The 12,783-nt window shown below is 70.0% G+C and carries 10 protein-coding genes; 6 read left to right on the top strand and 4 right to left on the bottom strand.

Translation table 11 applies throughout. From position 1 onward, the window contains the following. Positions 1-448 precede the first annotated feature (448 nt). From AB0I66_RS30565 to clpX, 3 genes are all read left to right on the top strand, one after another. Positions 449-1,054: an ATP-dependent Clp protease proteolytic subunit gene (locus AB0I66_RS30565; RefSeq protein ID WP_202122057.1), complete on the top strand. Its 606-nt coding sequence runs from the start codon at positions 449-451 to the stop codon at positions 1,052-1,054. 62 nt (positions 1,055-1,116) lie between these two features. Beyond that, complete coding sequence (locus AB0I66_RS30560) at positions 1,117-1,797, top strand: ATP-dependent Clp protease proteolytic subunit (protein ID WP_363211198.1); 681 nt, start codon at positions 1,117-1,119, stop codon at positions 1,795-1,797. A gap of 155 nt (positions 1,798-1,952) precedes the next feature. Then, positions 1,953-3,239 carry an ATP-dependent Clp protease ATP-binding subunit ClpX gene (gene clpX, locus AB0I66_RS30555; RefSeq protein WP_160505024.1) on the top strand — a complete coding sequence of 429 codons (1,287 nt, stop codon included), beginning with the start codon at positions 1,953-1,955 and terminating at the stop codon, positions 3,237-3,239. A gap of 72 nt (positions 3,240-3,311) precedes the next feature. Here clpX and AB0I66_RS30550 read toward each other — a convergent pair whose 3' ends face one another. Then, positions 3,312-4,292: a hypothetical protein gene (locus AB0I66_RS30550; RefSeq protein ID WP_363211197.1), complete on the bottom strand. Its 981-nt coding sequence runs from the start codon at positions 4,290-4,292 to the stop codon at positions 3,312-3,314. Positions 4,293-4,410: 118 nt separating this feature from the next. Beyond that, positions 4,411-5,349 (bottom strand): hypothetical protein, encoded by a 939-nt coding sequence (locus AB0I66_RS30545; protein ID WP_363211196.1) that lies wholly within the window; start codon positions 5,347-5,349, stop codon positions 4,411-4,413. A gap of 136 nt (positions 5,350-5,485) precedes the next feature. On the opposite strand from AB0I66_RS30545, the gene AB0I66_RS30540 reads away from it, so the two are divergent. Next, positions 5,486-8,110: a valine--tRNA ligase gene (locus tag AB0I66_RS30540; protein ID WP_363211195.1), complete on the top strand. Its 2,625-nt coding sequence runs from the start codon at positions 5,486-5,488 to the stop codon at positions 8,108-8,110. 24 nt (positions 8,111-8,134) lie between these two features. Here the strand turns inward: AB0I66_RS30540 and AB0I66_RS30535 are convergent, their stop codons facing one another. Next, positions 8,135-8,788 (bottom strand): hypothetical protein, encoded by a 654-nt coding sequence (locus AB0I66_RS30535; protein WP_363211194.1) that lies wholly within the window; start codon positions 8,786-8,788, stop codon positions 8,135-8,137. A gap of 130 nt (positions 8,789-8,918) precedes the next feature. On the opposite strand from AB0I66_RS30535, the gene AB0I66_RS30530 reads away from it, so the two are divergent. Then, complete coding sequence (locus AB0I66_RS30530; RefSeq protein WP_363211193.1) at positions 8,919-10,082, top strand: histidine kinase; 1,164 nt, start codon at positions 8,919-8,921, stop codon at positions 10,080-10,082. Positions 10,083-10,111: 29 nt separating this feature from the next. On the opposite strand, the gene AB0I66_RS30525 is transcribed toward AB0I66_RS30530, so the two are convergent. Continuing rightward, positions 10,112-11,119: a rod shape-determining protein gene (locus AB0I66_RS30525; protein WP_363211192.1), complete on the bottom strand. Its 1,008-nt coding sequence runs from the start codon at positions 11,117-11,119 to the stop codon at positions 10,112-10,114. Positions 11,120-11,251: 132 nt separating this feature from the next. Between AB0I66_RS30525 and AB0I66_RS30520 the strand changes: the two genes are divergently transcribed. Then, positions 11,252-12,778: a folylpolyglutamate synthase/dihydrofolate synthase family protein gene (locus AB0I66_RS30520; RefSeq protein WP_363211191.1), complete on the top strand. Its 1,527-nt coding sequence runs from the start codon at positions 11,252-11,254 to the stop codon at positions 12,776-12,778. Positions 12,779-12,783: the final 5 nt, after the last annotated feature.

The following is a 12,783-nucleotide window of genomic DNA, read 5'->3' as shown; positions in this document are numbered from 1 at the left end:
GGCGCGGGGCCCCCCCCCCCCCCGCCCCCCGCCCCCCCGCGCCCCCCCCCCCCCCGGCGCGCGCCCCCCCCCCCCCGCCCGCCGCCCCCCCGCCCCCCCCCCGCCCCCCCCCCCCGGCCCCGTCAGGGGCGCGGGGAACTGCGCGAGCAACCACGTACCAGCCGCACCCGCCGTGGAACGGCACGCGGCAGACGCGCCTGCGGCCGCGTGGGGGCGGGCCGCGCAGTTCCCCGCGCCCCTTGCGGGGCACAACCTGCGCTCACAGCGAACAGTCCCCTTTGCGGGATTCCCCGGACGGGGCTGAGCGTTAGGGTCCATGAATACGAGGGCAGGGGAGTCCCCGAAGCCGCCCCGGAGCGGCGAGCACGCGGGGTCCCAAGCCTCAGAAGAAGACGTGAGACGGCCCGGCGCCGTCGTAAGACGAGCAGGTGGATACGTGACGAATCTGATGCCCTCCGCCGCCGGCGACCCCTCCATCGGTGGTGGCCTCGGCGACCAGGTCTACAACCGGCTGCTCGGCGAGCGGATCATCTTCCTCGGCCAGGCCGTGGACGACGACATCGCCAACAAGATCACAGCGCAGTTGCTGCTCCTTGCCGCAGAGCCGGACAAGGACATCTTCCTTTACATCAACAGCCCTGGTGGATCCATCACGGCTGGCATGGCGATCTACGACACCATGCAGTACATCCAGAACGACGTGGTGACGATCGCGATGGGCATGGCGGCCTCGATGGGTCAGTTCCTGCTCAGCGCCGGCACCCCCGGCAAGCGCTTCGCGCTGCCGAACGCCGAGATCCTGATCCACCAGCCCTCCGCCGGTCTCGCGGGCTCCGCGTCGGACATCAAGATCCACGCCGAGCGGCTGCTTCTCACCAAGAAGAAGATGGCGGATCTCACCGCGTTCCACACGGGGCAGACCGTCGAGCAGGTCACCCGCGACTCGGACCGCGACCGCTGGTTCGACCCGCAGGAGGCCAAGGAGTACGGCCTCATCGACGACATCATGCCCAACGCGGCCAGCATGCCGGGCGGCGGCGGCACCGGAGCCTGAGCCTCACCGCTCAGCCCTTCCGAAGCCGACCGAAGCCCACGCTCCTCAGGAGACCTACAGAGATGAAGAACTTCCCCGGCAGCGGCCTCTACGAGGGCGCCCAGGCCGAGTACACCGGCCCGAGCGCCGAGTCCCGCTACGTCATCCCGCGCTTCGTCGAGCGCACCTCGCAGGGCGTGCGTGAGTACGACCCGTACGCGAAGCTCTTCGAGGAGCGCGTGATCTTCCTCGGCGTGCAGATCGACGACGCGTCCGCCAACGACGTCATGGCGCAGCTCCTGTGCCTGGAGTCGATGGACCCGGACCGTGACATCTCGATCTACATCAACAGCCCCGGCGGCTCCTTCACGGCGCTCACGGCCATCTACGACACGATGCAGTTCGTGAAGCCCGACGTGCAGACGGTCTGCATGGGCCAGGCCGCGTCCGCCGCCGCCGTGCTCCTCGCGGCCGGTACGCCGGGCAAGCGCATGGCGCTGCCGAACGCGCGCGTCCTGATCCACCAGCCCTACAGCGAGACGGGCCGCGGTCAGGTCTCCGACCTGGAGATCGCCGCGAACGAGATCCTCCGGATGCGCTCGCAGCTGGAGGAGATGCTGGCCAAGCACTCCACGACGCCGATCGAGAAGATCCGCGACGACATCGAGCGCGACAAGATCCTCACTGCCGAGGACGCACTGGCGTACGGCCTGGTCGACCAGATCATCTCCACCCGGAAGATGAACAACTCCTCGGTCGTCTGACGCAGCGCTGTAGCATCTGCCGTTCCTTGGCACGGTTCACCTCGAAGTGAACCGTGCCAAGGGGGGCCCGAACGGGGGGCCGGGCAAGGTACCGTCAGATAGAGGCACCAGGAGTCGCTGAACGTGGCGTCTCCCAGGCGAAGGGGAAGCACCTCGTGGCACGCATCGGTGACGGCGGCGATCTGCTCAAGTGCTCGTTCTGCGGGAAGAGTCAGAAGCAGGTCAAGAAGCTCATCGCAGGTCCCGGTGTGTACATCTGCGATGAGTGCATCGACCTCTGCAACGAGATCATCGAGGAAGAGCTCGCGGAGACGAGCGAGGTGCGGTGGGAGGAACTCCCCAAGCCTCGCGAGATCTACGAATTCCTCGAGGGGTATGTCGTGGGCCAGGAGCCCGCGAAGAAAGCCCTCTCGGTGGCGGTCTACAACCACTACAAGCGGGTCCAGGCCGGTGAGACCGGCGGGGCGCAGGGCCGCGACGACGCGATCGAACTCGCCAAGTCCAACATCCTGTTGCTCGGCCCGACCGGCTCCGGCAAGACGCTGCTCGCGCAGACACTGGCGCGCATGCTGAACGTCCCGTTCGCCATCGCTGACGCGACGGCGCTCACGGAGGCGGGTTATGTCGGTGAGGACGTCGAGAACATCCTCCTGAAGCTCATCCAGGCCGCTGACTACGACGTCAAGAAGGCCGAGACGGGCATCATCTACATCGACGAGATCGACAAGGTCGCCCGCAAGAGCGAGAACCCCTCGATCACGCGCGATGTCTCGGGTGAAGGCGTCCAGCAGGCCCTGCTGAAGATCCTGGAGGGCACCACGGCCTCCGTCCCGCCGCAGGGCGGACGCAAGCACCCGCACCAGGAGTTCATCCAGATCGACACGACGAACGTGCTCTTCATCGTGGGCGGCGCGTTCGCAGGCCTCGAGAAGATCATCGAGTCGCGGGCGGGCGCGAAGGGCATCGGCTTCGGCGCCACGATCCACTCCAAGCGCGAGCTTCAGGAGAAGGACCGGTTCGAGGACATCATGCCGGAGGACCTGGTGAAGTTCGGGATGATCCCGGAGTTCATCGGCCGCCTCCCCGTGATCACCTCGGTCCACAACCTGGACCGCGAGGCCCTGCTCCAGATCCTCGTCGAGCCGCGCAACGCACTGGTGAAGCAGTATCAGCGCCTCTTCGAACTCGACGGCGTGGAGCTGGACTTCGAGCGCGAGGCCCTGGAGGCCATCGCCGACCAGGCGATCCTGCGCCAGACCGGCGCGCGCGGCCTGCGCGCCATCATGGAGGAAGTCCTCCAGTCGGTGATGTACGAGGTCCCGTCCCGCAAGGACGTGGCCCGCGTGGTCATCACGGCGGACGTCGTCCACTCGAACGTGAACCCGACCCTGGTGCCGCGTGACGCGCGGGGCCCGGGCGCGGGGGAACAGAAGTCCGCGTAGCTCTTGGGCTTACGCAAGAGGGGCGCCCGGCGATTAGCTCGCCGGGCGCCCCTCTTCGCTTTCCCTCCGGCGTCAGAGCTTGACGCGAACTTCCTTGCGGAGCTTGGCCGACGTCTCCGCGGCCTCGTCGAGGTCGGCGCTCTTGCCGCCCATCGCGTTCGCCACGTCCGTGGTGATCACGATGCCGAGGGTGCTGTGGTCACCCCAGATGCAGGTGGCCATCGACATCTCGCTCGGGCCCGCGCTGGCGCCAGCCGTGGAGGAGGAGCCGAAGTCGAGCTTCATCTCCTGGCACTTCAGGACCGCTCCGTCGAGCCCGGCGGGGCTGTACGACTTGGGGCTGCCGACCAGCGTCATCTTCTGGCCGCCGGTGCCGCCGCCGCCCTCCTGGGCGTTCTTCTCCGCCTCGCCGAACATCGCGTCGACGACGTCCTCCGGCTCCGCTATGTCGCCGTAGACGCCGTTGAACTGGAGGATCTTCTGCGACAGCGGGTTGTCCTCGGTCCCCGACTGGTACTGGCCCGCGACGTCCTTGGCGTTCTTCACGCCGTGCTTCTCGGCTTCCCTGACGTCGGAGGAGGTCATGCCGCTCTCGCTGCCGGCGTCCTTCTCCAGCTTGTACTCGGTGAGGACCGTGGCCGGCGTGATGAGCTTGTGCGGCCCGTCGTCCTTGATGCCGCCGTCGGCCGCGCCGCCGCCCGCCACCGACGAGGAACCGCCCTTCTTGCCGCCGTCCTTGTCGTCACCGCCCGCGAGGACGAAGTAGCCACCCACGGCGACCGCCACGACCGCGACCACGGCGGCGATGATGACGCCGGTCTTCTTGCCGCCGCCCTGGGGCGGAGGCGGCGGGACCTGCCCGTAGGGAGCCTGCGGCTGCTGCCCGTAGGGGGCCTGCGGCTGGCCGTACGGTCCCGGCTGCTGACCGGGCACGCCCTGCGGGGCCTGCGGGGGGTAGCCGTAGCCGGGCTGGGGTGCCTGCGGCTGCTGGCCGTAGGGGCCGGGCTGCTGGGGCGGCTGCCCGCCGTACGGGCCGGGCTGGTTGTAGCTCATGAGTGGGTTCCCCCGTGAGTGTGCTGATGTGATGCCGACATCCTGACGGAAGCAGCCCCGGCCGAAGCGACCGGGGCTGCTGTGCACGTAGAGGCGTCCATGGAGGCGCCTCAGGGCGTCACGACTTCACGCGTACTTCCTTGCGGAGCTTGGACGTGGTGTCCGCGGCGTCCTCCAGCGAGGCGCTCTTGCCGGTCATGGCGGACGCCATGTCGACCGGGATCACGACGCCGAGCGTGCTGTTGTCGCCCCAGATGCAGACCGGCATGCGGATCGACTTGGGGCCGGAGCCACCGCCCTTGATCTCCGTCTCCTGGCACTTGAGGACCGCGCCGTCGCCGTTGAAGCTCTTGGGGCTGCCGATCAGCTCGCCCGTGTCGGTCTTCTCGTTCACCGACTCCTTCTTCATCTTGGCGAACATCCCGTCGACCACCTTGGACGGGTTGTCGATCTCTCCGTAGACACCCATGAACTTGATCATCTTCTGCGCCAGCGGGTTGCTCTCGTCACCCGACTGGTACTCCGCGTCCACGGGCGTGCCGTTCTTGACGCCGTCCTTCTCGGCTTCCTTCATGTCCTCGTCGTCGAAGCCGTCGCTGGCCCCGGCCTTCTTCTTGTACTCGGAGAGCACCGTCTCGGGCGTGACCAGCTTGTGCGCGCCGTCGTCCGCGACCGCGGAGTTCCCCGCCGACGACGAGCTGTCGTCCTTGCCGGCCGTGAACCACCAGATGCCGCCGCCGATCGCGACGAGCGCGACGACCGCGCCGATGATGATCCCGGTCTTCTTGCCGCTGCCGCCCCCCGCGGGCGGAGGCGGCGGGACCTGCCCGTACGGGCCGCCCTGCTGGTTGTGGTCGTACGGCCCCGGCTGCTGCGGCTGGCTGTAGCCGCCCTGCTGCGGGGGGACGCCCTGGGGCGGCTGCTGGGGGTAGCCGTAACCGGGCTGGGGAGCCTGCGGCTGCTGGCCGTAGGGCCCAGGCTGGCCCGGCTGCTGCCCGTAAGGACCGGGCTGCTGGGGCTGCTGCCCGCCGTACGGGCCAGGCTGGTTGTAGCTCATCGCGTGGGTTCCCCTCCGAACGCTTATGTGATGCCGACATCCTGACCGAAGGCGAAGCCCCATGGGGCGCACGGCCGCAACCGTTACTCAAGAATCCGGTTTCGGGACGGGTCTGTGACACCTCTAAACTGGCCCGGTGACCGAGAACACTCAGCAGCAGAATCCAGCGCCCACCACCGAACTGCCGACCCAGTACGCGCCGGCCGAGGTAGAGGGGACGCTGTACGAGCGCTGGGTAGAACGCGGCTACTTCTCCGCCGACGCGAACAGTGAGAAGCCGCCGTACACCGTCGTCATCCCGCCGCCGAACGTCACCGGGTCCCTGCACCTGGGCCACGCCTTCGAGCACACGCTCATCGACGCCCTCACCCGCCGCAAGCGCATGCAGGGCTTCGAGACGCTGTGGCAGCCGGGCATGGACCACGCCGGCATCGCCACGCAGAACGTCGTGGAGCGTGAGCTCGCCAAGGAGGGCAAGTCCCGCCACGACCTGGGGCGCGAGGAGTTCATCGAGCGCGTCTGGAAGTGGAAGGGCGAGTCCGGCGGCCAGATCTCCGGGCAGATGCGCCGCCTCGGCGACGGCGTCGACTGGGACCGTGAGCGGTTCACGATGGACGAGGGCCTCTCCCAGTCCGTCCAGACCATCTTCAAGAAGCTCTACGACGACGAGCTGATCTACCGCGCCGAGCGCATCATCAACTGGTGCCCGCGCTGTCTGACGGCGATCTCCGACATCGAGGTCGAGTACCAGGACGACGACGGCGAGCTCGTGTCGATGAAGTACGGGGAGGGGGACGAGACCATCGTCGTCGCCACCACCCGTGCCGAGACGATGCTCGGTGACACCGCCGTCGCGGTCCACCCCGAGGACGAGCGGTACAAGCACCTGGTCGGCAAGCAGATCAAGCTGCCGCTGACCGACCGCACGATCCCCGTCGTCGCCGACGAGCACGTCGACCCCGAGTTCGGCACCGGCGCCGTCAAGGTGACCCCGGCGCACGACCCGAACGACTTCGAGATCGGCCAGCGCCACGACCTGCCGAACATCGCGGTCATGGACGAGCACGCCGTCATCACCGTCCCCGGTCCCTTCCAGGGGCTCGACCGTCTTGAGGCCCGCTCCGCCATCGTCGGCGCCCTGCGCGCCGAGGGCCGCATCGTCGCCGAGAAGCGTCCGTACACCCACTCCGTCGGCCACTGCTCGCGCTGCAAGACCACCATCGAGCCGCGTCTGTCGATGCAGTGGTGGGTCAAGGTCGGTCCGCTCGCCAAGGCCGCCGGTGACGCCGTCCGCGACGGCAAGGTCAAGATCCACCCGCAGGAGATGGAGAAGCGCTACTTCGACTGGGTCGACAACCTCCACGACTGGTGCATCTCGCGCCAGCTGTGGTGGGGCCACCGGATTCCGGTCTGGTACGGGCCGAACGGCGAGGTCCGCTGCGTCGGACCCGACGACGAGGTGCCCACGGGTGACGGCTGGACCCAGGACTCCGACGTCCTCGACACGTGGTTCTCGTCCGGCCTGTGGCCGTTCTCCACGCTCGGCTGGCCCGAGGAGACCGACAGCCTCGCGAAGTTCTATCCGAACTCCGTCCTGGTCACCGGCTACGACATCCTCTTCTTCTGGGTCGCCCGGATGATGATGTTCGGCCTGTACGCGATGGACGGCACCCCGCCGTTCCACACGATCGTGCTGCACGGCATGGTCCGCGACCAGTTCGGCAAGAAGATGTCGAAGTCCTTCGGCAACGCGGTCAACCCGCTCGACTGGATGGACAAGTACGGCTCGGACGCCGTCCGCTTCACGCTGGCCCGCGGCGCCAACCCCGGCGTCGACGTGCCGATCGGCGAGGACTGGGTCCAGGGCTCGCGCAACTTCGCCAACAAGATCTGGAACGCCACGCGCTTCGCGCTGATGAACGGCGCCACGATCGAGGGCGAACTCCCGCCCGCCGAGCAGCTCTCGGCGACGGACCGCTGGATCCTGTCCCGGCTGAACGCGACGGTCGCCGAGGTCGACGCGTTCTACGACGACTACCAGTTCGCCAAGCTGTCGGACGCCCTCTTCCACTTCGCGTGGGACGAGGTCTTCGACTGGTACGTCGAGCTGTCCAAGACGACGTTCATGGGCGGCGGCGACGCGGCGAAGGTCTCGGGCCGTGTCCTGGGCGAGGTCCTCGACGTGACGCTGCGCCTGCTGCACCCGATCGTCCCGTTCGTCACGGAGACGCTCTGGACGACCCTCACCGGCCGCGAGTCGCTCGTGATCGCCGAGTGGCCCAAGGACAGTGGCTTCCGTGACGCCGGCGCCGAGCAGGAGATCGAGACGCTCCAGCAGGTCATCACCGAGGTCCGCCGCTTCCGCGCCGACCAGGGGCTCCAGCCGGGCCAGAAGGTCCCGGCCCGCCTCTCCCTCGACGGCACGGCGCTCGCCCCGCACGAGGCGGCCATCCGTCAGCTCCTGCGGCTCCAGCCGGAGGGCGAGGGCTTCGCGGCCACCGCCACGCTGCCGGTCTCGGGCGCCACGGTCGCGCTCGACCTGTCCGGCACGATCGACGTCGCGGCGGAGCGCAAGCGCCTCGCCAAGGACCTCGCCGCCGCCGAGAAGGAGAAGGCGCAGGCCACGGCGAAGCTGGGCAACGAGGCGTTCCTGGCGAAGGCGCCGGACAACGTGGTCGACAAGATCCGTGGCCGCCTCAGCAAGGCGGACGCGGACATCGCCCGCCTGCAGGCCCAGCTGGAGGGGCTGCCGCAGGGCTAGTCACGCGATCAGTCGCGCGAACCTTCACGCGGTGGAGACAGGGCTCATGGGACCGTACGGTTCCGTGAGCCCTGTCCCGTTGTCGGGGATGTTGTCGGGGATGCTCTCGGGGATGTGCAGCCCGAGGCGCACCAGCTCCGCCTCGGCGAGCGCGTCGATGACGTCGGGGTCGCCGCCGCGCCAGCCCTCGGCGAGGCTGCCCGCGGTGGCGTCGGGGAGTTCGTGCGCGGTTCGCGCGACCTCGTCGAGGGGGCGCAGCAGGGCGCGCAGGGCAAGCAGTTCACGGCCGTCGTCGCTCGCGGCGAGCTCGTGGGCGGCCGCGGCCTGCCGGATCCAGCGCAGGCGGCGGGGGAGCCAGCTGTTGAGCACGAGGCCCACGGGCACGAGGAAGACGACGACGGCGCCCACGATCACCGCCGCGCGTACGGTCACCGGGTCCCCGGCTCCGGCGACGTCCGCGGCGATCCGCAGCGCGGAGTCGACGCGATCACCTACCAGGGGCAGGCGCGAGGGGTCGCCGATGGGCGGGGCAGGGGTCTCCGGTGCGGGCCGGGTGAGCAGACAGGCCAGCCGGTAGGCGACGACGGCGGCGGCGGTCCACAGCGCGGTCCAGAGCAGGACCGCACCGTCGCCGAGCAGTTGACGGGTCCGTCGGCCGGGATTCTGGGCATACCACATGGTCTGATTTGACCCCCGGTGGCAGGCTTTCGGGGGCCGCCACGCCGGGTGATGTCGACGTGTCACACTTCACGAAATAAAGGTCATAAGTCTGATGATTCGGGCAGAAAGACCTTGGATGATGGAGGGCATGCACGACCAGCCCGTCGCCCAGGCGATCCGCGGGGCGACGGCCGCTGGCCGCCGTCTGGCCGGGCGCTGGGCGCGTGCGCCCCGGGTGCTCGACGCTCTCACCGCGGGCAGCTGCCTGGCCCTGATGAGCCTGGACATCCCCGGCCTCGCCGAGGCGGACAACGCCCTCAATGGCCCCCTCGCGGCCCTGGTCCTGACCTGCGGCGCCGCGTCCCTGCTGGTGCGCCGCGGCGCGCCCTGGGTGACGTACGCGGTGGCTCTCGTCCTCATCGGCTGGCTGCACGAACTGACCCTGGCCCAGTTCGCGCTGTACTCCCTTGGCCGGTACCGGGGCCGTCTCGCCGGTACGTTCGGCGTGATCGGGTACGTGGCCTTCGCGTACGTGATGTTCACCCTCCCCGGGTGGCCGGTGCACCGCGGGGACACCCTGGGCTCCTTCCTCGGCCTGGTCGTGCCGATCGGCGTGCTCGCCGCGGGGGTCGGCGTCGCGGCCAACCGCCAGGACCTGGTGCGCGCGCTGGAGGCGCAGCGGGCCGAGACGGCCGCGCTGCACGCGGTCCAGCAGGAGCGCTCCCGTATCGCACGGGACGTGCACGACTTCGTGGGCCGTGAGCTGACGCTGCTGAGCGTGCGCTCGCAGGTGCTGGCGCGGCGGGCGGCCACGGGCGGCGACTTCGAGGACGGCTTCGAGGAGCTGTCGGAGACGGCGCGCTCGGCGCACCGCATGCTGAACGAGATCATCGTGCGGCGCGGTGTCGACGGGGCTCCCACGCCCGGCCTCGACGCGCTCGGCGAGCTCGCCGAGCGCAGTGAGCGGGCCGGGACGCCGGTCGATCTCCTGATCGACGGGGCCGCGTACCGGCTTTCGCCCATCCGGCAGGCCGCCGTGCACCGGGTGGTGCAGGAGTGCCTGACGAACGCGGCGAAGCATGCGCCGGGGGAGCGGGTGGACGTGCGGGTACGGGTCGCCGGCGGGCGCCTGCGGGTCAGCGTGCGCAACGCGTTGCCCGGCGCGGGGCCTTCCTTCTCACCCGTCTCCGCCGGGACCGGTACCGCAGGGATGGCCGAGCGGGTCCACACGATGGGCGGCACCTTCTCGGCTGGCCCCTGCGGGGGGCTCTACGCGGTCCTCGCGACGCTGCCCGCGGGGGACTTGGCCTGAGGGCCCCCGGAACGATCACCCCCGCCCACCTACGCCGCCGACATCACCCGCTCAAGACCGTCGAAGTCCTCCACGCACTTCCCGCAGCCCAGCGCCACGCTGTCCAGCGGGTCGTCCGCCACGAAGACCGGGATGCCCGTCGCCGACGCCATGCGCAGGTCGAGGCCCGGCAGGAGCGCGCCGCCGCCGGTCAGGATGATGCCGTGTTCCATCACGTCGCCGGACAGCTCCGGCGGGCACTCCTCCAGCGTCGCCCGCACCGCGGCGATCACCGCCTCCACCGGCTCGTCCAGCGCCGCCCGCACCTCGCGCACCGTCAGGTCCACCGTCTTCGGCAGGCCCCGCACCTTCTCCCGGCCCCGCACGGTGAACGTCCGCGACTCCAGCGCGTCGTCCCCCGGCACCGGCCACGCCGAGCCGACCGCGACCTTGATGTCCTCGGCGGTCCGCTCGCCGATGAGCAGCCCGTGCTCCTTGCGCACGAAGTTCGTGATCGCCTCGTCGAAGCGGTCCCCGCCCACCCGCAGCGACTGCGCCGTGACGATCCCGCCGAGCGAGATCACCGCGACCTCGGTCGTGCCGCCCCCGATGTCGACCACCATCGAGCCCCGCGGCTCCGCCACCGGCAGCCCCGCCCCGATCGCCGCGGCCATCGGCTCCTCCACCAGATGCACGGCACGGGCCCCCGCCCGCTGCGCCGCGTGCACGATGGCCCTGCGCTCGACCTGCGTGACACCGCTCGGCACGCACACCACCATCCGCGTACGGGGACGGCGCCCCGGCACGGCCTTGCGCACGAAGTGCCGGATCATCTCCTCGGCGGCCTCGTAGTCGCTGATCACGCCGTCCCGCAGCGGACGGATCGCGGTGATCGTGCCCGGAGTCCGGCCGATCGTCTGCTTGGCCTCCGTACCGACGGCGAGGGCGGTGCGCGCGCCCTCCTTGACGGCGACCACGGACGGCTCGTTGAGCACGATGCCCTGGCCGCGTACGTAGAGAAGGGTGTTCGCTGTGCCGAGGTCGATACCTATGTCCATGATCGCCAAGTTTGCCCGGCGATTGACCGGATCGGGGGGACCAAGGTCCCGAATCGGACGGGACCAAAGTCCCGAGCGGGCCGGAGCAGGTCCCGACGGCGGCTGTCACACCCCGTCCGTAGACTGGCGTACGTGAGTGACCTCCCCCCGCCCGACAGCGCCCGCCCCGACGACCACGAGAGCGACGACCGTTTCGAAGAGATCGTCGAAGCCGAGACCGACCGCGACCCCGACCTCGCCGTGATCGAGGCGGGCAGCCGCACCCTGCGCACGCAGGCGGGCCCGCCCCAGGGCGACATCCCCGCCCGCCCCACCGACCCGGAGATCGACAAGGCGCTGCGCGAGGTCGAGACGGAGCTCGCCGGCCGCTGGGGAGAGACGAAGCTGGAGCCCTCCGTCAGCCGGATCTCCGCGCTGATGGACGTCCTGGGCGAGCCCCAGCGCGCGTACCCCTCCATCCACATCACCGGGACGAACGGCAAGACGTCCACGGCCCGCATGATCGAGGCCCTGTTCAGCGCCTTCGAGCTGCGCACCGGGCGGTACACCTCGCCGCACGTCCAGTCGATCACCGAGCGGATCAGCCTGGACGGCGCCCCCATCGAGGCCGAGCGCTTCGTGGAGACCTACCACGACATCAAGCCGTACGTGGAGATGGTCGACGCCCAACAGGAGTACAGGCTCTCCTTCTTCGAGGTGCTCACGGGCATGGCGTACGCGGCCTTCGCGGACGCCCCCGTGGACGTCGCCGTCGTCGAGGTCGGCATGGGCGGCAACTGGGACGCGACGAACGTCATCGACGGCTCCGTCGCCGTCGTCACGCCCATCGACCTGGACCACACCGACCGCCTGGGCGGCACGCCGGGCGAGATCGCCGCGGAGAAGGCCGGCATCATCAAGCAGGACGCGACGGTGATCCTCGCCCAGCAGCCGGTGGACGCGGCGCAGGTCCTCCTGAAGAAGGCCGTGGAGGTCGACGCGACGGTGGCCCGCGAGGGCCTGGAGTTCGGCATCGTCTCCCGCACGGTCGCGGTCGGCGGCCAGCTCCTGACCCTGCGCGGCCTCGGCGGGGAGTACGAGGAAATCTTCCTGCCGCTGCACGGCGCGTACCAGGCGCACAACGCCGTCGTCGCCCTCGCCGCGGTGGAGGCGTTCTTCGGCATCGGCTCCCAGCACGCGCGCGTGCTCGACATCGACACCATCCGCAAGGCGTTCGCCTCGGTCTCGTCGCCGGGCCGCCTGGAGGTCGTGCGCACCTCGCCGACCGTCGTCCTGGATGCCGCGCACAATCCGGCGGGCGCCCGCGCCACCGCCGAGGCGATCAGCGAGGTCTTCGACTTCAGCCGCCTGATCGGCGTGGTCGCGGCGAGCGACGGCAAGGACATGAAGGGGCTGCTCGAAGCCTTCGAGCCGATCTTCGCCGAGGTCGTCATCACGCAGAACTCCAGCCATCGGGCGATGGACGCGGACACGCTGGCCGGGATCGCCGTCGAGGTCTTCGGCGACGACCGCGTCCAGGTCGAGCCGCGCCTGCCGGACGCGCTGGAAGCAGCGATCACCCTCGCCGAGGAAGAGGGCGAGTACGCGGGCGGTGGCGTCCTGGTCACCGGCTCCGTCATCACGGTCGGCGAGGCCCGACTGCTCCTGGGGAGGGGCTGACTCCT

This window comes from Streptomyces sp. NPDC050439, from assembly GCF_040655335.1.
Lineage (GTDB): Bacteria > Actinomycetota > Actinomycetes > Streptomycetales > Streptomycetaceae > Streptomyces.
Note: the sequence above shows the minus strand (reverse complement) of the source record. Positions and strands in the feature narration are given on the sequence as shown.